At 65.4% G+C, this 23,727-nt stretch carries 20 protein-coding genes and 1 other RNA gene; 9 read left to right on the top strand and 12 right to left on the bottom strand.

What is annotated here, in order from left to right:
* Positions 1-323 precede the first annotated feature (323 nt).
* On the bottom strand, positions 324-1,331 hold the full coding sequence (locus ABQZ00_RS05130) for a zinc-dependent alcohol dehydrogenase family protein (protein WP_115528524.1): 1,008 nt from the start codon (positions 1,329-1,331) through the stop codon (positions 324-326).
* Positions 1,332-1,641: 310 nt separating this feature from the next.
* Between ABQZ00_RS05130 and ABQZ00_RS05125 the strand changes: the two genes are divergently transcribed.
* On the top strand, positions 1,642-3,126 hold the full coding sequence (locus tag ABQZ00_RS05125; RefSeq protein WP_323539352.1) for a sensor domain-containing diguanylate cyclase: 1,485 nt from the start codon (positions 1,642-1,644) through the stop codon (positions 3,124-3,126).
* Between the two features lie 56 nt (positions 3,127-3,182).
* Here ABQZ00_RS05125 and ABQZ00_RS05120 read toward each other — a convergent pair whose 3' ends face one another.
* The gene (locus ABQZ00_RS05120) at positions 3,183-4,193 is read right to left on the bottom strand and encodes a LacI family DNA-binding transcriptional regulator (RefSeq protein ID WP_323539353.1); all 1,011 of its coding nucleotides are present in this window, start codon (positions 4,191-4,193) and stop codon (positions 3,183-3,185) included.
* Positions 4,194-4,288: 95 nt separating this feature from the next.
* On the opposite strand from ABQZ00_RS05120, the gene ABQZ00_RS05115 reads away from it, so the two are divergent.
* The 6 genes from ABQZ00_RS05115 (at position 4,289) to ABQZ00_RS05090 (ending at position 9,116) form a co-directional block, all read left to right on the top strand.
* Positions 4,289-5,341 (top strand): sugar phosphate isomerase/epimerase family protein, encoded by a 1,053-nt coding sequence (locus ABQZ00_RS05115; RefSeq protein ID WP_323539354.1) that lies wholly within the window; start codon positions 4,289-4,291, stop codon positions 5,339-5,341.
* Between the two features lie 95 nt (positions 5,342-5,436).
* On the top strand, positions 5,437-6,654 hold the full coding sequence (locus tag ABQZ00_RS05110; protein ID WP_323539355.1) for a nucleoside permease: 1,218 nt from the start codon (positions 5,437-5,439) through the stop codon (positions 6,652-6,654).
* 12 nt (positions 6,655-6,666) lie between these two features.
* Positions 6,667-7,791: a Gfo/Idh/MocA family protein gene (locus ABQZ00_RS05105; RefSeq protein WP_323539356.1), complete on the top strand. Its 1,125-nt coding sequence runs from the start codon at positions 6,667-6,669 to the stop codon at positions 7,789-7,791.
* A 19-nt stretch (positions 7,792-7,810) separates the two neighbouring features.
* Positions 7,811-8,665, top strand: coding sequence for a sugar phosphate isomerase/epimerase family protein (locus tag ABQZ00_RS05100; RefSeq protein WP_323539357.1), 855 nt, complete (start codon positions 7,811-7,813; stop codon positions 8,663-8,665).
* Between the two features lie 18 nt (positions 8,666-8,683).
* The gene (locus ABQZ00_RS05095) at positions 8,684-8,980 is read left to right on the top strand and encodes a c-type cytochrome (RefSeq protein ID WP_323539358.1); all 297 of its coding nucleotides are present in this window, start codon (positions 8,684-8,686) and stop codon (positions 8,978-8,980) included.
* A gap of 60 nt (positions 8,981-9,040) precedes the next feature.
* A non-coding RNA gene (locus ABQZ00_RS05090) (sX9 sRNA) lies at positions 9,041-9,116 on the top strand.
* A 42-nt stretch (positions 9,117-9,158) separates the two neighbouring features.
* Here the strand turns inward: ABQZ00_RS05090 and ABQZ00_RS05085 are convergent.
* From ABQZ00_RS05085 to ABQZ00_RS05065, 5 genes are all read right to left on the bottom strand, one after another.
* On the bottom strand, positions 9,159-9,902 hold the full coding sequence (locus ABQZ00_RS05085; protein ID WP_323539395.1) for a 3-keto-disaccharide hydrolase: 744 nt from the start codon (positions 9,900-9,902) through the stop codon (positions 9,159-9,161).
* A 44-nt stretch (positions 9,903-9,946) separates the two neighbouring features.
* On the bottom strand, positions 9,947-10,522 hold the full coding sequence (locus tag ABQZ00_RS05080) for a gluconate 2-dehydrogenase subunit 3 family protein (RefSeq protein ID WP_323521289.1): 576 nt from the start codon (positions 10,520-10,522) through the stop codon (positions 9,947-9,949).
* Positions 10,522-12,207 carry a GMC oxidoreductase gene (locus tag ABQZ00_RS05075; RefSeq protein WP_323521290.1) on the bottom strand — a complete coding sequence of 562 codons (1,686 nt, stop codon included), beginning with the start codon at positions 12,205-12,207 and terminating at the stop codon, positions 10,522-10,524. Before ABQZ00_RS05075 ends, ABQZ00_RS05080 begins: the two co-directional genes overlap by 1 nt.
* Positions 12,208-12,237: 30 nt before the next feature.
* The gene (locus tag ABQZ00_RS05070) at positions 12,238-13,140 is read right to left on the bottom strand and encodes a hydroxypyruvate isomerase family protein (protein WP_323539359.1); all 903 of its coding nucleotides are present in this window, start codon (positions 13,138-13,140) and stop codon (positions 12,238-12,240) included.
* Between the two features lie 656 nt (positions 13,141-13,796).
* A complete protein-coding gene (locus ABQZ00_RS05065; protein ID WP_323539360.1) occupies positions 13,797-14,354 on the bottom strand; it encodes a single-stranded DNA-binding protein in 558 nt (185 codons plus the stop codon).
* Positions 14,355-14,628: 274 nt separating this feature from the next.
* On the opposite strand from ABQZ00_RS05065, the gene ABQZ00_RS05060 reads away from it, so the two are divergent.
* Complete coding sequence (locus tag ABQZ00_RS05060) at positions 14,629-15,627, top strand: polyprenyl synthetase family protein (RefSeq protein WP_115513468.1); 999 nt, start codon at positions 14,629-14,631, stop codon at positions 15,625-15,627.
* Between the two features lie 206 nt (positions 15,628-15,833).
* Here the strand turns inward: ABQZ00_RS05060 and ABQZ00_RS05055 are convergent, their stop codons facing one another.
* The 5 genes from ABQZ00_RS05055 to ABQZ00_RS05035 form a co-directional block, all read right to left on the bottom strand.
* Complete coding sequence (locus ABQZ00_RS05055; RefSeq protein WP_323539361.1) at positions 15,834-16,634, bottom strand: dienelactone hydrolase family protein; 801 nt, start codon at positions 16,632-16,634, stop codon at positions 15,834-15,836.
* Between the two features lie 205 nt (positions 16,635-16,839).
* The gene (gene murD / locus ABQZ00_RS05050; protein WP_323539362.1) at positions 16,840-18,249 is read right to left on the bottom strand and encodes a UDP-N-acetylmuramoyl-L-alanine--D-glutamate ligase; all 1,410 of its coding nucleotides are present in this window, start codon (positions 18,247-18,249) and stop codon (positions 16,840-16,842) included.
* Entirely contained in the window at positions 18,230-19,585 is a 1,356-nt protein-coding gene (murL, locus tag ABQZ00_RS05045; RefSeq protein ID WP_323539363.1) for a UDP-N-acetyl-alpha-D-muramoyl-L-alanyl-L-glutamate epimerase, read from the bottom strand. Before murL ends, murD begins: the two co-directional genes overlap by 20 nt.
* Positions 19,582-20,046: a hypothetical protein gene (locus tag ABQZ00_RS05040; protein ID WP_323539364.1), complete on the bottom strand. Its 465-nt coding sequence runs from the start codon at positions 20,044-20,046 to the stop codon at positions 19,582-19,584. The genes murL and ABQZ00_RS05040 overlap by 4 nt, the downstream gene beginning before the upstream one ends.
* Entirely contained in the window at positions 20,030-22,639 is a 2,610-nt protein-coding gene (locus ABQZ00_RS05035; protein ID WP_323539365.1) for a bifunctional aspartate kinase/diaminopimelate decarboxylase, read from the bottom strand. The genes ABQZ00_RS05040 and ABQZ00_RS05035 overlap by 17 nt, the downstream gene beginning before the upstream one ends.
* 180 nt (positions 22,640-22,819) lie before the next feature.
* Here ABQZ00_RS05035 and ABQZ00_RS05030 point away from each other — a divergent pair, with 180 nt between their 5' ends.
* Positions 22,820-23,698, top strand: coding sequence for a PhzF family phenazine biosynthesis protein (locus ABQZ00_RS05030; protein WP_323539366.1), 879 nt, complete (start codon positions 22,820-22,822; stop codon positions 23,696-23,698).
* The last annotated feature ends 29 nt before the right edge of the window (positions 23,699-23,727 follow it).

The following is a 23,727-nucleotide window of genomic DNA, read 5'->3' as shown; positions in this document are numbered from 1 at the left end:
CACTTGGGAGCGATGCAATCGGTCGTTACCCGATTCTAGTTGTCGCCTGCCCGTGCATTGGCGTTGGAGCTGGCATGCGTCTATGAAACGTGCTCATCACTGTGCGGCGTGATTGGAGGGCGCCGCAGCGATACAACCGATTCCTGCATCATCCGCTGCGCGCGTGATCACCTGCCGACCGCGACGCGCACCACCACCCCACCGTTATGAAACCGTGTCCGACATCAGCAGACCCGTTGCGGGCGCTGATGCTGCAACGCATGAAAACATGCTTGCCTGGGCGCGCTGGCGTCGGCGTTGCAGCCAGCGCGCAGGATCCACTCTTAAAACTCCAGCACGATCTTGCCCAGATGCCCGCCGGCCTTCTGCAATGCAAACGCCTCGCCGATCTCGGTCAGCGCATAGCTGCGGTCGATGACCGGGCGCAGCGGCAGCCCGTCCAATGCGCGCACCAGCGCTTGCTGATGCCGGCGACTGCCGACAACCAACCCTTGCAGACGCTGCTGACGCCCCATCATCTCGGCGGTCGGCACCGGGCCAGCCGCACCGGTCAACACGCCGATCAAGGCGATGTGCCCGCCCACACGCGCGGAACGGATCGATTGCGCCAGCGTGCCGGGTCCACCGACCTCGACCACATGATCCACACCGCGTCCGTCGGTGATCTCCAGCACCTGCCGCGACCACTCGGCGTGCTGCCGATAGTTGATGACGTGATCGGCACCGAGCGTGCGGACCTTTTCCAGCTTCTCGTCGGACGAGGACGTGGCGATCACGCTCGCGCCCATCGCCTTGGCGAATTGCAGCGCAAAGATCGACACGCCACCCGTGCCCAGCACCAGCACGGTATCGCCTGCTTTCAGGCCGCCGTTGACAACCAGCGCCCGCCAGGCGGTGACGCCAGCGGTGGTCAAGGTGGCCGCCTCTGCGTGGCTGTAACCGACCGGCGCATGGGTAAATGCCTGCGCAGCGGCCACAACCGCCGTGCGTGCATACCCATCGACGCCATCGCCTGGCGTGGTCGCAAAACCAGCATGCAGCGGCTCGCCATCCAGCCACTGCGGGAAAAAGGTGGACACCACGTGGTCGCCGACGGCGAACTCGTCGACCTCGGGGCCGATCGCCTCGATCACGCCGGCGCCGTCGGACATCGGGATGCGGCCATCGGCCGTCGGCATCTGACCGAGCACAACGCCCAGGTCATGGAAATTGAGCGAGCTCGCATGCAGACGCACACGGATCTGCCCGCGTGCAGGCTGGCCCGGATCGGGCAATTCAACCGACGTCAGTGCGTTCAGACCGGCGGGATGCGAGAGACGAATGGCGCGCATGGGGGAACTCCTCAGATGATGATTCGAGCCCAGGGATAGCACGCGTACCGTGATGCGAATGCAGTCGAGCTGGCTTGAAAAGGCTGCAGCATGTTGCCTGTCGGTGACTCGCTGCCGATGGCGCGATACCAGGACCGGCAACGGGATCTGCGTGCTGCGCCGCATTGCCGCGTACTGGTTTGCCGCCCTCCAATGCGCTGCAAATCACAAAATCGTATTGCGCCACCGCGTTTGCACGCGGTAGCGACCGCAGCGACGCGTAGGCTGGCACACCGGTTGCATCGCCCAGGTGTCTGGACAGGTAGCCACAGTGACATCACCCACCAAGCGGCGGCGGCAACGTGCACAACGCATTGCGTTGCACTTCGTGCTGACCATGGCGTGCATGCTACTGCTCGGTTCGGAGTACTGGTCCATCCATGAAGAACGTGCATCCGCGCTGCGCGGTGCCGAAGCGCAGTCGTTGAACCTGGCCAACTCGCTGGCGCAGCATGCCAGCGACACCATGTCGATCGCCGACGCAGTGCTGTCCGGGCTGGTCGCGCGCGTCGAGCACGACCAGGGCAATACCAGCGCGCGCGCAGCAATGCACGAATTCCTGGTGCGCGAGGCAAGGCGTTCGGACCGCCTGCATGGCATCTTTATTTACGCGGCAGATGGCAGCTGGGTCAGCTCGTCGCTGGATAGCACACCCAAGACGCATAACAACGCCGACAGCGCCTACTTCAAGTATCACCGCGACCATCGCGATGCGTTGTCGCTGGTCGGCGCACCGGTCAAAAGCCGCTCCGATGGCAGCTGGGTGCTGACACTGAGCCGCCGGCTCAACGGCCCGGACGGCGACTTTGCCGGGGTGGTGCTGGTGACGCTGCAGCTGAAGTATTTCCAGCAGCACTACAGCACCTTCGACGTCGGCCCGCACGGCACCATCGGCATGATCAACGACGATGGCATCGTGCTGTTACGCCGGCCCGACAAGCAGGGCGTGATCGGCAGCTCGATTGCCGGCACCTCGATCTACGTCAACATGCGCGCGCGCCGACATGGCACGGCGACCTATCGCTCGCCGATCGATGGCGTGGAGCGCATCTCCAGCTTCGCACCGGCACGGCCGTATCCGCTGAGCGTACTGACCGGCGTGTCGGTGGACGATGCGCTGACCAATTGGCGGCATGCCGCGGGCCAGCGCATCGTGATCGCCACGCTTGGCTGCGCCCTGCTGCTGGGCGTGGGCATCTGGCTGGACCTGCAGCTGCGCCGCATGCATCGCAACGAAGCCAAACTCAGTTCCGAGGCCTGGGTGGATGCATTGACCGGCATCGCCAACCGGCGCGCGTTCGACTATCGGTTGTCGCAGGCCTTGCAGGAGGCGGTCCGTCTGCAATCGCCGTTATCGGTGCTGATGATCGATGTCGATCACTTCAAGCTCTACAACGACACCTATGGCCATGTGACTGGCGACGCCTGCCTGCGCCTGATTGCCGGCGCCATCGCCGGCTGCTCGCGGCGCAGCAGCGACGTGGCTGCGCGGTATGGCGGCGAAGAGTTCGGCATGATCCTGCCGCATACCGACGCCGCCGGTGCGCTGCGCCAGGCCGATGCCGTGCGCAGCGCGGTGGCCGAACTCGGCCTGATGCATCTGCCGAGCCCAACCAGCGCGCACGTCACCGTTAGCGTCGGCGCCGCCACCTTCGAACCCGGCGAAGCACCGCTGACCCCCGACGCCATCGTGCATGACGCCGATTCGGCGCTGTACCGCGCCAAGCAGAGCGGGCGGGATCGTACGTCGGCGTGATCCAGATTCCGGCTCTGCCGCGTTGCCCGGCTTCACTCCACTGACTGATCCTGCCGTCACCTCGCCCTCGGCGCACCCGTGGATCCACGCAGCATCAAGCTGAAATCCAGCGTCTGCTGCAGCGGCACGTCTACCCTTTCGATGATGGCGAGCAGCAAGTTGACCGCGCGGACACCGATCTCTCGCATGGGTTGCCGGATGGTCGTCAATGGCGGCGTGAGGTAACTCGACGACGCCAGGTCGTCGAAGCCGACAATGGACAGGTCATCCGGCACGCGGATACCCAGGTCCCGGCAAGCGGCCAGGGCACCCAGCGCCATTTGATCGCTGAAGCAGAAAATCGCGGTCGGCGCGGGCGCAAGGGTCAATAGCGCCATCGCAGCCGCATGGCCAGATTCTACGGAGAAGTCGCCCGGCACGACGGTCAGTTTGCGCAGACGGCCGCGTGCCTTGCCGGAGGCCCGGACCCCTTCCAGGCGTTGCTGGTGCAGCGGATTGTCGGGCGGGCCGCCCACCACGGCGACCCGCTCGTGCCCCAGTCCATACAGGTGTTCCATCATGGCGCGCGCGGCGGCCGCGTTGTCGATGTGGACGCTGGGGATGCCAAGCGCCGGGTCGAACTCGCATCCGTTGACCACCGGCGCGGCGGCGCCTAGCTGCTTGACGATCTCACGCGCCGTCGGCGGGAGGCCGTGCCCCAGCACGATCAGGCCGTCTGCCTCGTTACGGAGAAGCATCTGCGCGTAGCGCTCCTCGCGATCGGGCTGGTGCTGGGTATCACCCAGCAGGACGGCGTAGCCGACGGCCTGCGCCGCGTCCTCCGCGCCCTGCAGGATCTGGGCGAAGAATGGATTGGCGATGTCCGGGACGGTAACCAGGAGCTTGCCGCTGCGCTGGGTCTTGAGCGTCCTGGCCACTGTGTTGGGGACATAGCCCAGCGCCGCGGCGGCCTGCTCGATGCGCGTGCGCGTGGCGGGCAGGACTTTTTCCGGCCGGGAAAGCGCCCGCGACACCGTGCCGGCGGTGACACCAACGTGCTTTGCGATGTCGTAGATGGTTGTAGCCATGACCTTGATTCTTCTTTCTGCTGTGCAGTGCACAACGGGTCTTGCGGAAAGCCCATGCTAGGATGATTCAATCGATTGCATGAGGGCGAATTACGTTGAAGACGCTCAAGGGTCCGGCGCTATTCCTGGCACAGTTCATCGCCGACACACCTCCCTTCAATCGCTTGGACACACTGGCCGGTTGGGCTGCGGGCCTGGGGTATTCTGGCGTACAAGTGCCGACCAGCGCGCCGCACCTGTTCGATCTGGCCCAGGCCGCGCAGAGCCAGGCGTATTGCGACGACATCGCCGGCATGCTGGCCGGGCACGGGCTGCAAGTCACCGAGTTGTCGACCCACTTGCAGGGGCAGCTGGTCGCCGTCCACCCCGCCTACGACCAGCTGTTCGACGGATTCGCACCGTCAGACAAGCGCGGTAACCCCGCCGCCCGCCAGGCCTGGGCGGTTGAACAGTTGCTGTTGGCGGCCAAGGCCAGCCAGCGCCTGGGGCTGACTGCGCATGCCACGTTCTCTGGCGCGCTGGCCTGGCCCTACTTCTACCCCTGGCCGCAGCGGCCGCCCGGGCTGGTGGAAGAAGCCTTCGCCGAACTCGGCCGCCGCTGGCGCCCCATTCTGGATGCCTTCGACGCCTGCGGCGTGGATCTGTGCTTCGAGATCCACCCGGGCGAGGACCTGCACGACGGCGCGACCTTCGAGCGCTTCCTCGATGTCGTGGACCACCACCCACGCGCCAAGATCCTGTACGACCCCAGCCACTTGCTGCTGCAGCAGATGGACTACCTGGGCTTCATCGACCGGTATCACGCGCGTATCGGCATCTTCCATGTCAAGGACGCGGAGTATCGCGCCAGTGCGAACAGCGGCGTCTACGGCGGCTACCAGGACTGGATCGATCGTCCGGGGCGGTTCCGTTCGCTCGGCGACGGCCAGATCGACTTCAAGGCGATCTTCTCGAAGTTCGCGCAATACGATTTCCCGGGCTGGGCGGTGCTGGAGTGGGAGTGTTGCCTGAAGCATCCGGAAGACGGCGCACGCGAGGGTGCGGCGTTCATCCGCGACCACATCATCCGCGTGACCGAACGCGCCTTCGACGACTTTGCCGACAGCGGCGCCGATCCGGAATCGCTGCGCCGCATGCTGGGGACATAGAGCGTGTTATGCGTCTCGACGCGCCGCAGGACGCTTCGCACTCACCTCAAAGTACATAGCACGCTCTAAGCCAATACCGCCTGGGAGGGCAAGCCATGAGGCACACCATGTCGCGCTTGGGCGCGATGATGTTTCTGCAGTTCTTTATCTGGGGAGCATGGTTCGTGACCCTGGGCACGTACCTGGTGCAGGGCCCCCTCAAGGCCAGCGCGAGCCAGGTGGCAACGGCGTTTCTCAGCCAGTCCATCGGCGCCATCTTGGCGCCCTTCCTGGTCGGCTTGGTCGCAGATCGCTACTTCGCGGCGCAGCGCATCCTCGCGGTGCTGCACCTGGCAGGTGCGGCGCTCATGTGGCTGGCATCCACGGCGACGAGCTTCGGCATGTTCTCCGCCTACGTCATGGGGTACATGCTGCTGTTCATGCCGACGCTGGCACTGGCCAACAGCGTGGCGATGCGGCACATGCAATCGCCTGAAAAACAGTTCCCGCCCGTGCGCGTCGCTGGCAGCGTCGGCTGGATCGTGGCGGGCGTGATGATCGGCTGGCTGGGCTGGGAACAGGCGCACCGGCTCGAACTGACCTTCCGGATGGCGGCGATGGCATCGCTGGCCCTGGGCCTGTATGCCTTCACCCTGCCGCACACGCCGCCGCTGACGCAACAGCGCGATGCCGGGCTGGGACAGATGCTGGGACTGGACTCGCTGCAGCTTCTGAAGTCGCGCTCCTATTTGGTGTTCTTCCTGGCATCCATCGCCATATGCATCCCGCTGGCGTTCTACTACAACTTCACCAACCCCTATCTCAACGATCTGGGCGTGCGCGGCGCGGCCGGCCTGCAATCGCTGGGTCAGGTGTCCGAAGTGCTGTTGATGCTGGCCATGCCGTTCCTGTTCGTGCGGTTGGGGGTCAAGACGATGCTGGCGCTGGGCATGGCGGCGTGGGTGCTGCGCTACGTGATGTTCGCCTTTGGCGATGCGGGTAGCGGTTTCTCCTTGCTGGTGATCGGCATCCTGCTGCACGGCATCTGCTACGACTTCTTCTTCGTCACCGGCCAGATCTATACCGATGCGCATGCCGGCCCCGCCGCGCGCAGCAGCGCGCAGGGGTTCATCACCCTGGCCACGTACGGCGTGGGCATGTTGATCGGCACGTTCCTGTCCGGCGCGGTCGTGGAGCACTACACCACGGCGGCGGGCCCGGACTGGCAGCAGATCTGGCTGTTCCCGGCAGGTGTGGCGTTGGTCGTGTTGATCGCCTTCCTGTTGCTCTTCCGCGACCGCCCGGTCGTCGCGGCCACGCCCTCCACGCCCTGAGAACCCCACCCGATGAGCAAGCTTGGAATCGCCATCGTCGGCACCGGTATGATCGGCGCCGTGCATCGTCGCGCGGCGCTGCTGGCCGGTGCCGAGGTCCGCGGCATCGCCGCCTCTTCCCCGCAACGCGCACGCGACGTGGCGCAGTCATGGGGTGTGCCGCGCGCCTATCGCGACATCGAGGAGGTGGTCGCCGATCCGCAGGTGCAGGTGGTGCACGTCTGCACACCCAACCATCTGCACCGCGCCATGGCGCAGGCGGCGCTGCAAGCCGGCAAGCACGTGATCTGCGAAAAACCCCTGGCCACCACGTTGCAAGACGCCCAAGCATTGGCGGCACTGGCCGCCTCGACCGGACTGGTTGCCACGGTCCCCTTCGTCTACCGCTATCACCCGGTGATCCGCGAGGCGCGCGCGCGCATCGCGCAGGGCGAGCTGGGGCCGCTGCGCCTGATCCACGGCAGCTATCTGCAGGACTGGCTATTGGACCCTGCCAGCAACAACTGGCGCGTGGACCCGGCGCTGGGCGGCGCATCGCGCGTGTTCGCCGACATCGGCTCGCACTGGTGCGACCTGGTGGAATGGGTCGGCGGCGAGCGTTTCGTCGAGGTCAGCGCTGCCTTCGCGACCGTCATCGCCGAGCGCGGCGCCCTCACCGGTCAGAGCTTCAGCACGCCGACGGCGGGCGGCGCGGTGCAGGCGGTCGCAAGCGAGGACGTGGCCGCAGCGATGTTCAGAACCGGCGCGGGCACGCTGGCGTCATTGACGGTCAGCCAGGTCTCGGCCGGACGCCGCAATCGTCTCTGGTTCGAGATCGATGGCGCCAGGGCCAGCGTGGCGTTCGACCAGGAGGACGCCGAACGGCTGTGGATCGGCCTGCCCGACCAGCGCGAGGAAATCTTCGTGCGCGGGCCGGGTGCCGGCAGTGCCGAACAACGCCGGCTGTCGACATTGCCGGCCGGGCATGCACAAGGCTATGGCAATTGCTTCGAGGCGTTTGTCGCCGACACCTATCGCGCCATCGAAGGGGAGCGGCCGGAAGGCCTGCCTACCTTCGAAGACGGAGTGCGCTCGGCGTTGATCGTCGATCGCGTCATCACATCGGCCAGGACGCGCGCCTGGACGGCCATCGATTGAATCCCGGGAGGACTTCTTCATGCGTACAGCCCTATGCAGGACCGCGACACTCGCACTGCTGCTCCTCGTCGCCCTGCCCGCCGTCGCGCGCGACGCCGCCGGCCCGCAAAAACCCATCGCGGTGCAGATGTACACGCTGCGCAACGCAGGCTCGCTCGACCAACAACTGAAGATCGTCCATGACGCGGGCGTGGGAGCGGTGGAAACGGTCGGCATGCACAACGTCAGCGCTGCGCAACTCAAGCAGCTGCTCGACAAGTATTCGATCAAGGCGATCTCGTCGCACGTGCAACTGGCCGAACTGCGCAAGAACCTGGACGCCGTGGTGGCCTTCAACCGGTCGATCGGCAACACGACACTGGTGGTGCCTTACCTGGAAGAGAAGGATCGGCCGACCGATGCCGCAGGCTGGACCGCATTGGGCCAGGAACTAGGCCAAATCGCGAAGCGGCTACGTGCCAAGGGCATGCAACTGGCCTACCACAACCACGACTTCGAACTGGTCGACTTCCATGGCAAGACCGGTCTGGAGCTGCTGTTCGCAGCGGCGGGCCCCGATCTCAAGACCGAGTTGGACCTGGCCTGGGTTGCGCGCGCAGGCTACGACCCGGCGGTGATGCTGGGCAAGTTCAAGGGCCGCATGTTCGCGGTACACGCCAAGGACAATGCCCCGAAAGGCCAGGCCGAGGACGAGGGCGGCTTCGCCTCCGTCGGCCAGGGCGTACTGGACTGGAACGCGATCCTGCCTGCCGCAGCGGGTGCCGGCGTGCGCTGGTACATCATCGAGCATGACCGTCCGCGCGATCCGGCCACGGTCATCCAGACCGGTGCTGACTACCTGCGTGAACACCTGCCCGCCGGCGCGCATCGCTAGCGCGCAAAGGAGCCCCGCTTGAAAACGATCCTGACAATCGCCGTGGCTCTGCTGGGGGCGACGCTTGCGACCACGGCGTGGTGCAAGGACGACCCGACGGCCGGTGCGCAGCTCTACGCAACGCACTGCACGGCCTGCCATGGGGCCAATCGCGCGGGCGTCCCGCCTACGTTCCCCGCGCTTACGGACGCGGGTAAGCGGCTGCCGCCCGCGCAGATCAAGGAAAAAATCAGCAAGGGCGGCGGGTTGATGCCGCCCTTTTCGCAGCTGTCGCAACAGGAAGTCGACGATATCGCCAGCTTCCTGGCGCAATAAGAGCAACTCACAAAACGACTGCGCAGCCACCAGGCGGGCGCGGCCGGCGCTCGGTGCGGCATGTACCACTCGTACGCTGCGGTTGCTCCGCCCCGCCCACGCCCACCTGACGACTGCTCGCCACATATTGTTAGCCGCTCTCAGCGACCGGCGCCAACTGCGCGCGGGCGTTCCGGCGTTACAGCTCGCGCACCCAGATATTGCGGTAGCTGACCTTGGAATCGTGCTCCTGCAGGAAGATCGGCGCGCACGCGTGTGGCGAGTACGACGGGGCGCCGATGTACTCGGTCTTGCCCGACAGGACGATGTCGTTCTGCACCAGCACGCCGTTATGGAGGACGGTGATGCGGGCCGGTGAGGTGAGCCCGCCCCCCTGCGAAAAGCGGGGCGCCTTCCAGATGATGTCGTAGGTCTGCCACTCGCCCGGCGCACGCGACGCGTTTACCAGCGGAATGGCCTGCTTGTAGATCGCGCCGGCCTGGCCGTTGGCATAAGTCGGGTTGTTGTCGCTGTCGAGCACCTGCAGCTCATACAGTTCCTGCAGGAAGATGCCGCTGTTCCCCCGCTGCTGGCCTTCGAACCCCCGGGTCGCGGTGGGCGTGCGCCACTCGACATGCAGCTGGATGTCGCAAAAGCGCTGCTTGGTCCGGATGCCCTTGCTCCCCGGGACCACGGTCAGCGCACCGTCGGCGACGCTCCACGGGACCCGACCGCCCTGCTCCGACTCCCAGGCGGAGAGATCTTTGCCATCGAACAGCACGATCGCATCGGAGGGCGCGCCGCCAGCGCGCGTGGCCACGATCGCGGGTACGGGCGTCCACGCCTCGGTCTTGGCCGGATCGCGCGACGGGTCGCCGCTGGTCTGCGCTAACGCAGGCGCTACGGCCAGCAGGCAGGCCACCATCAACAGGGGCCTGGCCATCGTGTTCCCGGGGAAGTGGCGCATCGGCACATCCTTGCGGTCCATCAGTTGATCGCCCAAGCGGGCGTACCGGGGGTATAGGCCATGTCGCCGTCGTAGCGACCCGGCACGGCGACGTAGCGCAGCACTTCGGTCGCCGCGACCTTAGAGGTGAAGAAGCTGAAGATGGCTAGCTGCTTGATCATGGTGAAGTAATGCGGGATCGCTCCCGCCATTTCGGCGGTGCCGGTGTCGGTCGTTTCGACGACATGTTTCCTGGCTTCTGCATCCAGGGCGCGCAGCAGCTCGGTACGCGCCTGCGGCGCCAGCGACACGAATCGGCCGCCGGCGCGTTTGTCGATCTCGATCAGCCCGGCGCGGAATGTCGCCTGCTCCCGGGCGGCATAGCAGTCGGTAACGAATTGCGCCATGAACGGGCCGGCGCCGGCGTCCTTCGCCCCCGGCGTTGCGGTCCGCGGCAGGATGGTCTCTGCGATCTCGTCCAGCATGCCGACCTCGGCGGCGGAGAAGAGCGTCTTCGCCCCCGCGGCCGGCGCCTGCCCATGCACGAGCGCAGGCAGGCCGACCATGGCCGCGCCCGTGGCGGCGACGATCATCTTCAGCAGTTCGCGACGTTCCATCACAGGTTCCCCGCTTTCAGCTCGCGCACGGCGTGATCGGCCGCCCGCGCCGTCAGCGCCATGTAGGTCAGCGAGGGATTCACGCAGGCGCTGGACGTCATGCAGGCGCCGTCGGTCACGTAGACGTTCGGCGCGTCCCAGACCTGGTTGTGCTGGTTCAGCACCGAGTTGCTGCGGTCGCGGCCCATGCGGGCAGTGCCCATCTCATGGATGCCCTTGCCCGGGGCGTAGTCGTCATCGTGCATCTGCACGTCCTTGACGCCGGCGGCCTCCAGCATCTCCGCGGCATCCGCGGCCATGTCCTTGCGCATGGCCTTTTCGTTCGCGCGCAGGGACACATCCATCGCCAGCACCGGCAATCCCCATTTGTCCTTGCGCTGCGGGTCCAGGCGAATCGCATTGTCGTGGTGAGGCAGCATTTCGCCGAATCCGGTCATGCCGATGCGCCATTTGCCCGGCAGGGTCAGCGCGTCCTTCAGGTCAGCGCCGATGTTCAGTTCGGCGATCTCGCGCGACCACCCGGTGCGACTAGCGCTGCCCTGATAGCCGAACCCACGCAGGTAGCCGCGTCTGTCCGCGGCGACGTTACGGAAACGCGGAATGTAGAAACCGCAGGGACGACGGCCGAAGTAGTACTTGTCCTCAAAGCCCTCGATCCGGCCGGAGGCGCCCGCGCCGAAATGATGGTCCATCACGTTGTGCCCCAGCTCGCCGGACGAAGAACCCAGCCCGCCTTCCCAGACATCGGTGGCCGAGTTCATCAGCAGCCAGCTCGAGTTGAAGGAGGACGCATTAAGGAAAATGACCTTGGCCGTGTACTGATAGGTCTGTCCGCTCTCGGCATCGATGATCTCCACGCCCCGCGCACGCTTGCGGTCCTTGTCGTAGAGCACTTCCTTGACGATCGAGAAGGGCCGCAACGTCAGGTTGCCGGTCTTCATGGCCGCCGGCAGCGTCGCCGACTGGGTCGAGAAGTAGGCGCCGAAGGGACAGCCCAGGATGCATTTGTTGCGGTACTGACAGTTGACGCGGCCCTGCTCGACCATGGGCTGGGTGATGTTCGCGGTGCGCGAGTGAATCAGGTGCCTGGTCCCACCGAAGGCCTTCTTGATCCGCGCGGCAACGTCCTTTTCGACGATGTTCAACGGGATCGGCGGCAGGAACTCACCATCGGGCAACACGTCCAGGCCCTCGCGCGTGCCGGCGATGCCGGCGAACTTCTCCACGTAGTCGTACCAGGGCGCAAGGTCGGCGTAGCGGATCGGCCAATCGGTGGCAATGCCGTCCTTGAGATTCGCCTGGAAATCCAGGTCCGACAGGCGATAGCTCTGCCGTCCCCACAGCAGCGAGCGACCACCCACGTGATAGGCGCGGTACCAGTCGAATCGCTTGAGTTCGGTGTAGGGCGATTCCTGTTCGTTTGCCCACATGCCCTGCAGGTTCTCGACCAAGCCGTAGTCGCGCTTCAACACTGGATAGTCGGCCTTCATCGCCTGGGTCGGCCGGTTGTAGTGCGGGAAATCCCACACTTCCTTCATCGCGTTGACATAGTCCTTGACGTGCTCGATGTTGCGTCCGCGTTCCAGCATCAGGACCTTGAGGCCTTTCTCGGTCAGCTCCTTCGCCGCCCAACCGCCACTGATTCCCGAGCCAACGACGATGGCGTCGTAGTGATTGTCTGCCATGGGTTCTACTTCACCTGGGTGGATAGCGTTTCAGACGTCGCAGAGGCGGATTGCCTCGCGCAGCGAGCCGACGGGATCCGGTGCCGTAGGAATGAATTCCTGCGCCAGATAGCCGTCGAAACCGGTATCGCGGATCGCGCGACAGATGGCGGGATAGTGGAGTTCCTGATCGTCTCCGATCTCGTGCCGGCCAGGCACGCCCGCGGTGTGGTAATGCTTGAAGAAAGCGTGATGCTTGCCGATGGTGGCGATAATGTCGCCCTCCATGATTTGCATGTGGTAGATGTCGTACAGAAGGCCGAAATGATCCGAGCCGATGCGCCGGCACAGCTCGACGCCCCATGCCGAGTTGTCGCACAGATAGTCGGGATGATCGACCTTGGAGTTCAGCAGTTCCATCACCAGCACGACGCCGCGCTTCTCGGCATGTCCGAGGATGCGCTTGAGTCCGGCTTCGGCGTGGACCATGCCTTCCTTGGGGTCCATACCGTTGCGGTTGCCGGAAAAACAGATGAGGTTGCGATAGCCGGCATCGGCCACCAGATCGATGTGCCGCGTGTAGCGCTCGACCAGCTGGTCGTGGAACTGGCTGCCGGCGAAGCCCTTGTCCAGGCCCATCTCCGCCCCGTTGCACATCGAGCTGTACACACCATTGGCCTTCAGCGCAGGCCAATCTGCCGGACCGACCAGATCGATGGCGGCGAACCCGATGCCCTTCACCGTCTGGCAAAGCTGGGCGATCGACTGCTGCGGAAACGTCCAGCGGGCCACGGAATGCTTCAGGTGGCCCTTGCGCGGCTCTGCAGCGGCAGCGGCAAACGCAGGCAACATGCCCGCAACGCCGAGGCCAATGCTCCCGGCGACAGCAACGCGAAGCGCATCCCGTCGCGTGAACCCCGGGGCCGGCGCCGGCCCGCTCGATTGGATAGACATCCGTTTTCCGGCCTCCCAACCGGTATCAAATGCTAAGGATTCGCCGCGATTCAATCGATTGCACCATAAAGTAGGGAATCGCTTTTTTGCAAGACGCAGTGCACGAAACCCATGCTGCAGAGCAGAACGCCTGTCGCGCCAGGCGCTGCACGACGGTGATGGAATGTCGGACGTCGCAGGAGGTGGACTGCTAGACGATCCCAGTCCATCCAGTCGATGCCGACCGGAGGTTTTGTGTCAACAACGCCGCACGCGAGCGGGCAACTTGTTAACGCCTAGCATCGCTTCAGCGCCGCGTTTCGCCTCCGGTCATCCCGCCTCTCTCAGCGGACCCTGCCTCGCCCACGAAGCGAGAATTGAGCCGACCTGCTGGCATTTTCGGTGCGATTCCCCAAGAGACGCCCGGGCCGCCATGAGGATCAGCGACTACTACCCAAGGGGCTACCGCAGCGGTGACGAGGTCAGCTGCACCTGGAACAGTTCGGGCGGCGCATGGAACCTCCGAATCAGCCATTTTCCGTGGCCATGAGCTGTCTAGAAAAATTCTGTGCGTATCAAACACGAGTCGTCGGACCTTGTTGGAGATCGTTAACAACAAAAAAGGCCCTTGGCAAATGCGCAAAGGGCCCCTTTTTACATCTTTAAAAAGATATTCCTTAGAACGGAATATCGTCATCCGCAAAATCGTCCATCGGCGGCGCGGACTGCTTCTGGGCCGGCTGCTGACGACGCGGGGCATAGTCCTGCCCGCCGCCGCCATCGCCACCACCACCACCACCACCACCGTAGCCACCACCGCCACCGCCCTGCTGCTGGCGCGGGGCCTGTGCGCGCTGCGGGCGATCGCCGCCCATGCCACCGCCGCCACCGCCGCCTTCACCACGGCCGCCAAGCATCTGCATCTCGTTGGCGACGATGTCGGTGCTGTACTTTTCCACGCCGTCCTGACCGGTGTACTTGTCGTAGCGCAGTTCGCCTTCGACATACACCTGCGAGCCCTTACGCAGGTACTCACCGGCAATTTCGCCCAGCTTTCCGAAGAACACCACGCGATGCCACTCGGTGCGCTCCTGGTTATTGCCTTCGCGATCCTTGCGCATGCTGGTGGTCGCCAGGCTCACGCGGGTGATCGCCATGCCGGCCTGGGTGTACTTGGTGTCGGGATCGTTGCCGAGGTTGCCGACGAGGATGACTTTGTTGATGCCGCGGGCCATAGGTGCTTCCGAGATGATGCGCTGGCGCCGGGGCGCGCAGCGATGAATGTCTGTGCGGCAATGTTACCGCACCTGCCCGTCGGCGGTCCTGGCGGGTTGCCGCGCCCGGCTGCCGGGCAAGCGCCCTGCCCGGGGTCGGAAATCCAGCCCGCGCGGGCCTTTGCGGCCCCAAGCCCGGACGCACGCCACCGCGAATGTGAAGGCGCCGGTTGCGCCCGGCGGGACGGATCCGGCCCGGGCACCTATAATCGGCGCACATCACGAACGCCTGCGCATGACCATCGCCGAAGACCTCCCCACCGTCCTGGGCCTGCCCCAGATCCAGTCCCTCGCCGCGCCCGACATGGCCGCGGTGGATGCGCTGATCCGCCGCCGCCTGGCCTCGGACGTCGTGCTGATCAATCAGATCGCCGATCACATCATCTCCGCCGGCGGCAAACGCCTGCGCCCGATGCTGGTGATGCTGGCCGGCCACGCCGCCGGCGGCTCCGGCCCGGAGCACCACCAGCTGGCAGCGATCATCGAATTCATCCACACCTCCACCTTGCTGCACGACGATGTGGTGGACGAGTCTGATCTGCGCCGCGGTCGCAGCACCGCCAACGCGTTGTGGGGCAATGCACCCAGCGTGCTGGTGGGCGACTTCCTGTATTCGCGCAGCTTCCAGTTGATGGTCGAGCTGGACCGCATGGAAGTCATGCAGATCCTGGCCGACACCACCAACCGCATCGCCGAAGGCGAAGTGCTGCAGCTCTTGCACGTGCATAACCCCGACACCGACGAGGCCGCCTACCTGCGCGTGATCGAGCGCAAGACCGCGGTGCTGTTCGCCGCCGGCACCCGTCTGGGTGCGCTGGCCTCGGGCGCGAATGCCGATGTGCAGCAGCGCCTGTACGACTACGGCATGCAGCTGGGTTTTGCGTTCCAGATCGCCGACGACGTGCTCGATTACGCCGCAGACGCCAGCGACCTGGGCAAGAACCTGGGCGACGATCTGGCCGAAGGCAAGGCCACGCTGCCGTTGATCCATGCAATGGCGCATTCGGACGCGGCCACGCAGCAGCGCCTGCGGCAGATCGTCGAACAAGGCGATGCTGCAGCGATGCCGGAAGTCTTGGCAGCCATCCACGCCACCGGCGGGCTGGACTACAGCCGTCAGCGCGCCGCCGAATACGCCACCGCTGCCGAACAGGCGCTGGACACCCTGCCCGCCAGCCCGGCGGTTGCCGCCTTGCGCGGCTTGGCCCGTTACGCGGTCGAACGCACGCACTGATCCGAAGCGCTGGGCGCTCCGGACGGGATTGGGCAGTTGGGGTTTGGGATTTGCAACAGCAGCGTTGCTCGCGCTTTTACCCATCCCTGCATGCGATCGCCGAACGATTGATCGGCGGACATCACTGAGCACAAATTCAGTGGGTGGATTCGTTGAAGAACGGGACCGCGCTTTGCAAATCCCGAATCCCCAATCCCCAATTCCGGCTATCGCGCAAACCGCTCATCGAAGAAGTCGCCCAGCATGCGGTACGCACGCTTGGCCGCGCGCGGGTTGTACAGGCAACCGGGCGGGCTGTTGGCATCGGCTTCGGCAAAGCAATGCACCGCGCCACTGAAGTTGACGAACTGCCAGTCGGCGCCCGCAGCATTCATCTCGGTTTCGAACGCTGCGATGTCCGCCTTGGTCACGCTCTTGTCGTCGGCGCCGTTGAGCACCAGCAGCGGGGTTTTGGCTGAGCCGGCAGCGGCCGGGCTAGGCGTGGCGATGCCGCCGTGCAGGCTGACCACGCCGGCCAGCTGCGCACCGGCACGCACCAGTTCCAGCACCGTCGTCCCGCCGAAGCAAAAACCCACCGCACCGATGCGCGTGGCATCCAGCGGTGCCTTTCCGGCCTGCGCCTTGAGCACGTCGACCGCTTTCAGCGCGCGTGCACGTAGCGTCGGCGGGTCCTTCTTCAACGCGCCGGCGTACTGCCCGGCCTCGCTATCGTTGGCCGGACGCTTGCCCTTGCCGTACACATCGGCCACCAACACCACGTAATCGTCGCCGGCCAATTGCTTGGCTTTGGCCACCGCCGAGTCGTTGACGCCGCGCCAGTTCGGCACCATCACCAGGCCGGGGCGCTTGGCATCGCCGGCATCGTCGTAGACCAGCACGCCGCTATAGGTGTCCTTGCCGACCTTCCATTCCAGCGGCTTGGCTTGCATCGCGGCCATCGCCGGAAATGCCAACGACGCCAACACGCCGACCAGACCCACACCGCTCCACGACCATTGCTTGTGCATGCGCTTGCTCCCGGGATTTGCGCGAGTGTAGGCCTAGGCGGCGTGCAGGAGTGGTCGCGGCGCACGGAAGACAGCCACCAGCGGATGGACCGCCTACCAATGTCGATTCTGTCCGCCGTCGAGGCGATCGCGTGTCCGCACGCTCTCGTGGCCCTGATCCTGCGTTGAGGCGATCGCGCGCGCGATGGCGTGACAGTCAGAGGCCTTACTGCACGCCCAGCCCGGGGATGGCACTGATCGCCGCCGGGTCGAATCCGGCCAATTGCGCGAAATGCCGGCCGCGTGCAACGTAATCGCGGTATGCACCGAAGCTGGGCGCGCCCGGCGACAGCAGCACCACACCGCCCTGCGCACCCAGCGCATCGCGTGCCAATTGCATGGCGTGTTCCAGATCAGTGGCGGCGTGCAGCCCGAAACGGCCGTTGGCGGCCAGTGGTTCCAGCAGCGCATGGATACGCGGGCCGTTGGCGCCCATGGTGACGATTTCCAGCGGCGCCTGCTGCGCCATCTGCGCGGCAAACTCCTGCCAATCCAGCCCGCGGTCATGCCCGCCGACCAGCAAGGCGACGCGCCGCTGCGCAAAACAGGCAAGCGCGGCCAAAGAGGCATGCGGTGTCGTGCTGATCGAGTCGTTGACGTAGCTGATGCCGTCCACGCTGCCGAGTAGCTGCAGGCGATTGGGCAACGGACGAAAGCTTAGCGCCGCCGGTGCCAGCGCTGCGGCATCCAGGCCCAACGCTTCGATTGCGGCCAGCACCGCGCACAGATTGCGGCGATTGTGTTCGCCAGGCAGCGGCACGTTGGCGGTATCGAAGATGGCCAGCTCGCCGCGATACACCACCTCGCCGCGCAGATGCCAGCCATCGGCATGATTGAACCAGCGCACCTCGCTGTCCGGCAGCTGCAACCCGCGCAACAGCGGATCGGCGGCGTTGAGCAAGGCGATCCGCGGCCGCCCTTCGGTCACCAGCGACAGCTTGTCGCGCACATAGCGCGCCTCGTCGCCATGCCAGTCCAGATGTTCGGGAAACAGGTTCAAGACCACGGCCAGTTGCGGTCGCGCGCCGCTGCGCCCGACCTCGCCGGTCTGGTAGCTGGACAACTCGATCGCCCAGTACGCCGGCGGCGGTTGCGGTGCCAGCACTTCCAGCAACGGTTGGCCGATATTGCCGACCAGGGCGGTGCGATGCCCGGCACTGCGCAACAGGTGCGCCAGCAATGCGGTGGTGGTGCTCTTGCCCTTGGTGCCGGTCACACAGATGGTGCCGGACACATCGCCGTCGGCCTGCGCGTGTTCGGCAAACCACAACGCGGTGCCGCCGATGAACTGCGTGCCGTGCGCGGCAGCGGCAGTGAGTGCTTCGGCGCGATACGGACTGATGCCCGGCGACTTCACCACGACCTCGAAACGGCCCAGCGCCTGCGCGCTTGCGTCGGTTTCCACCTGCAACGCCGCATCGGCCAATGCATCCAGCTCACGCGCTTCTTCGGCGTTGCAAAAGACGGTCAGCGGTTGCGTGGGTAAGGCACTGCGCAGCGCGCGATAGGCAGCGCGTCCCTCACGCCCCCACCCCCACAACGCAACCGCCCTGCCCTCAAGCTGCGAAATTCGCACGCACGCGCTCCCACAGCGCCGAGGGAATGCGGTGCTCGCCATCGATGGCCATCAGCGATTCCAGCTGCAAGTCCTGCGCATCCAGCTGCGGCTGGATCTCGCGGATGAAACGCTTCACCAACGCGTCTTCCTTCCACTCCGCGCGCGTTGCCAGCAGCGCCATCGCCGCACGCGATTCGCGGCCTTCGCCCACGCATTCGAATGGCTTGTGGTCCTGAAATTCCAGCAGCGCATCGTAGCCGCCGGCCTGGCTGGCATCGTCGAGCAGATTGCGCCCGAAGATTCTGACCAGACGCGTCTTGGGCATGAACGGCGCCAGCGCCAGGAACACGAAATGGCATTTGGGGCACACGCCGCACCAGCGGTGCACCGGGCGCTCGCCCATGATGTGGAAGTTGCGGTTGCAGCTGGAAAAATGCGCGTCGTAGTGATCGGTCTTGGCGAACTGCCGCGCCACCGCCAGCTCCGACAGCGGCCGCAGCAGCGAGTAGTAACGCAGATCGGCCGCCACATGCCGCTGCACATACGCGCCAAACGCCTGCTCGAATGCCCAGCCCTTGGACCACTGGTGATTGACCTCGCCGGTGCCGGGAATCTGGCTGCCGTAGCTGGCCGAGCGTTCGTTGGAGAACACCACCTGGCCCACGCCGGTCAGCAACGCCGACAACACCAGGATGGCCGAGTTCACAGCCGTCACCGGGATATGCCCGTTCCACGCACCCTGGCGGTTGAGCTCGAACAACTCCGGCGCCAGCACGCGGCCAACGTTGAGCACCGGCAGGCCGGTGCGCTCGGCACAGGCGCGGATCAGTTGCGAGCCGCCGATCCAGCTGACGGTCTGCGCGATACCGGCGTGCCGTAATGCTTCGATGCTGACCAGCGAATCCTTGCCGCCACCGATGGCGACCAATGCATGCTCGCGCAGGCCCAACGCAGGCGCTTGCGCAGTTGCCGGCGCAGCCACCGGAAAGTTGATCTTGCCGTGCAGGTTCAAGCCATTGCGGTAGGCGAATTCGCCCAAGCCGTGCAGGTACACGCTTTCCACCAGCGCGGCGGTGTCGGCATCGATGCTGTAACTGTCGATGGCGATGGTCGGCGGCACCGCGGCCTTGTAGTAACTCACGCCCGCGATGAGGTGCAGCAACTGCAAAGCCTGTTGCACGGCAGCGGCACGCGCGCCATCCAGCACGAACGGCGCGCCGGGCACCGCAACGGTTTCCACCAGTTCCGGGCCATGGTCAAAGGCATACACCAGCGTCGCCACGCCGGTCTGCGCGTCGAGTGCGCAGCGCACGAAACGGAAGGTGGAGATCTGGTGTTTGTCGAAAGCGCTCATGGACTACCTGCAAGAACCCGTTGCCGACGCAGATAGCGTCGGCACAGGGCATATTCAATCATGGAAAACGGCACCGCAGCCCACAGCAGTGGCAGGCAGCCGATGACGAACAACAGCAGCATCACTTGCGAGCCAATGACCCGCGCATCGCCAGTGGCCGCCAACGCCACCAGCAGATACAGCAGCAACGCCGGCAGATAGCTGAGCGCGCTCAACACCACCGTGCGCAATGCCATGCCACCGGCATGCTGCGCGGACGCGGTCGCTCGCCTATCGCGGCGACGCTGCCAGAGCGCCGCGCTCCATGCGCCAACGCCTGCCGCGGCCAGCGCCGGCAGCACCCACTTCAGGCTATCGGTCCACTGCACCCGCTGGCCGGCCATGTCGATGGCGGTGGAAAACACCATCGACACGCCACCGGCCAGGGTGCTGAGCAAGACGAACTCAGCCAGCGGGCGCATCGATCACCTCTTCGCGCGGCAGCTCGCGCTGGTTGTAGGTGCTGGCCATCGAATAGCCGTACGCACCGGCATCGGCCACCAGCACCACATCGCCCGGTGCAGTGGCAGCCGGCAAACGGCGGCGCTTGCCGAACACGTCGGACGACTCGCAGATCGGGCCGACGATATCGAAACCGCCATCGGCCACGGCATCGAGCCGGCTGAGGTTTTCGATGTCGTGCCAGGCATCGTAGAGCGCCGGGCGGATCAAGGTGTTCATGCCCGCATCCAGCCCTACGCGCTGCACGCCATCCTTTTCGATCACCTGGGTGACGCTGGCCAGCAACACGCCGGCTTCGGCCACCAGATAACGGCCCGGCTCGATCGCCAGGCGGTAGCCCGGATGAACCGCTTTGACCTCGGCCAACCCCTTGGCCCACACGTCCAGATCGAACGGCTCGTCTTCGGCGCTGTACGGAATCGGCAGACCGCCGCCGATATCGATGGTTTCCACCGTGCCGATGCGGCGCGCGAAGCCGGCAAGTTCGTCGTACATCATGCGCCAGTGCTCGCCGGTCTCCACGCCACTGCCCAGGTGCGCATGCACACCGGTGATGGTGACTTCCAGCGTGCGCGCGACTTCAACGAACTCGTCCACACGCGTGGACGACAGGCCGAACTTGGACGCCTTGCCGCCGGTGTTGACCTTCTCGTGATGGCCATCGCCATGCCCCAGGTCGATCCGCAGCCAGACATTGCGGCCGCGGAATACCTCCGGCCAATTGCGCAACGCTTCGACGTTGTCCACGGTGACGGTCACGCCCAATGCAAACGCTGCCTCGTATTCGGCCTTGGGCGCAAAGCTCGGGGTGAACAGCACGCGGCGCGGCGACAGCTCCGGCAAGGTCTGGAACACACGGCGCAATTCGCCGTGCGACACGCATTCCAGCCCAAAACCGGCCTGCTCCAACGCGATCAAAATCGCCGGATGCGCATTGGCCTTGATTGCGTAATAGCGTTGATCCACCGCCGCGATCTGCGCCAGCGCATGCGCACGCGCACGCACCGTGGGCAGGTGATACGCATAGCGCGGCGTGCCGACCTTGGACAGCGTTAGCAGATGCGCACGCTCGGCATGCCACCACGGCGTGGCACGCGGACGCACCGAGCCGATGATCTCGCGCCAGCGCGGGCCGAACACCTCGCCTTCGCTGACCGGCATTGCGCCGCTGTCGATCAACTCGGCATGCAAAATCGGCAACAGGCCGTCGGCGTCGGCTTCGTCGATGACGAAGGTCAGGTTCAAGTCGTTGGACGACTGCGAAATCATGTGCACACGTTCCTGACCGAACGTGGCCCACACATCCGACAGTTTGTGCAGCAACGAGCGCATGCCACGGCCGACCAGGGTGATCGCCGCGCAAGGAACAATAATCTTGACCTTGCAGATCTGCGACAAGTCCGCCGACAACGCCGCCAGCACATCGGTGTTGACCAGATTCTCGGACGGGTCCAGCGACACGGTGACGTTGGTTTCGGCCGAGCCGATCAAGTCCACCGACAACCCATGCTTCTTGAACAAGGTAAACACGTCGGCCAAGAAGCCCACCTGCTGCCACATGCCGATGCCTTCCATCGACACCAGCACGATGCCGTTGCGGCGGCTGATCGCCTTGACGCCCAGCACCGGTTCGGCATTGCCGTCGATGCTGGTGCCAGGCAACTCCGGGCGCTCGGTATCCAGGATCGCCATCGGCACGCCGGAATCGCGGCACGGCTTGATCGAGCGTGGATGCAGCACCTTGGCGCCGGTGGTGGCAATTTCCTGCGCTTCGTAATAGTCGAGACGGGTCAGCAAGCGCGCGTCCGGCACTTCCTTCGGGTTGGCGCTGAACATGCCAGGCACATCGGTCCAGATTTCCACGCGGCTGGCACCGAGCAGCGCACCGAAGTACGCCGCCGAGGTATCCGAGCCGCCGCGGCCCAGAATGGCAGTACCGCCATCGGCGTGCCGCGAAATGAAACCCTGGGTGATCAGCAAGCGCGTGGGCTGCGCATCGAAGCGCGTGCGCCAATCCGCATCGGACTGCCACTGGCACGACACCGACAAGCGCTTGGACCATTCGCTTTGATTGGGCTGCGGCGGCAATGCCGACAACCACTGCCGTGCGTCCAGCCAGCCCATATCCAGGCCGCTGGCATGCAGATACGCCGCACCGATGGTGGAAGACAGCAATTCGCCCTGCCCCAGCACCTCGGCCTGCCAATCGAGCGTGCGCGTGGCAGCGCGCGCATCGGCAACCAGGGCATGCAATGCGGCCAGCCGCTCGCCGAGGACCGCATCGGCATTGAGCTCAAGCTCGGCAAGAAACTCGCGGTGGCGGTGTTCCAGCGCTGCCACGCGCTGTGCGCTATCGGCCGCGCCATCGGCGATGGCGGTGAGTTCGTTGGTCACGCCCGAGAGCGCGGACACCACCACCAGCACGCGGCCGCCGGTTTCGTTCGCCCGTTTGCTCGCCAGTTTTCCAATCGTGTCCCAGCGATGACGACGCGACACCGAGGTGCCGCCGAACTTGAGGACGATCCAACGATCGGTAGAGTGGGGAGCTGACATGGAGTAGGCGTTTATGATGGGGGAAAGAAGCCGGGATGCCGGGCGGAACCTCCGATTCTACTGCCAATGGCGCGCATCTGACCCCGCGTGCGGTCGCACTCCGCAGCGCCGCTCTTCATCGCGGCAACGGTTTGCGCTGCAACCATCTGCAATGTTCCTACCACCGAGATCGCACCGCGCATGAGCAAGCACCGCTACCTGCAACTGGATGTCTTCGCCAGCCGCACCGGCTCCGGCAACCCGCTGGGCGTGGTGTTCGACGCGGGCGCGCTGTCAACCGAGCAGATGCAGCAGATCGCCGCCTGGCTGAACCTGTCGGAGACGATCTTTTTTGTGCCGGTCAGCGTGCCGGATGCCGACTATCACATCCGAATTTTCACCCCGCGCGCAGAGCTGCCGTTTGCCGGCCACCCCAGCGTCGGCGCGGCGTGGGCCGCCGCAACGCACGGGCTGACCGCATACAAGGCCGATGGCCGGCTGCACCAGCAATGCGCGGCCGGCGTGCTGCCGGTGGACGTGTTCGACCGCCACGGCGCCTTGCAGGTGCGGCTGCGCGCGCCACGCGCGCACATCATTGCAACCGGCGACACCCACGCGGCGGCAGTGCGGGCAGCTAGCGCCGGATTGCAGGTAGCGCAGCATCCCGCAGAACTCTGGAACAATGGCCCGAACTGGTGGCTGCTGGAGCTGGACGACGCCGCGGCGGTGCGCCAGGCCGCGCCGGATCTTGCCGCAATTACCCGCCTGACCCAGGCCAGCGCGGCCACCGGACTGGCGATTTATGCCGCTGTGCAGGACGGCGACGCAGATCTGGTGGTGCGCGCGTTCTGCCCCGGCGACGGCATCCCCGAAGATCCGGTCACCGGTAGCGCCAATGCCTGCATTGCCGCACGCCTGCATGGCGAGAACCGCCTGCCCGGCGAGGCGTCGCGTTATGTCGCCAGCCAGGGCCGCGAGGTGGGCCGCGATGGCCGCATCCAGGTGGAAGTGGATGATGCAGGCGAAGTCTGGATTGGCGGAACGACGCTGCAGGTGATCGACGGCCGCATCGATTGGTAAGCTGCCGCGCCCTGTTCGCGGATCCGCCA

Origin of the sequence: Xanthomonas sp. WHRI 10204 (assembly GCF_040202875.1) — a bacterium.
Lineage (GTDB): Bacteria > Pseudomonadota > Gammaproteobacteria > Xanthomonadales > Xanthomonadaceae > Xanthomonas.
The sequence above is the reverse complement of the archived record's forward strand: the minus strand, read 5'-3'. Positions and strand labels throughout refer to the sequence as shown.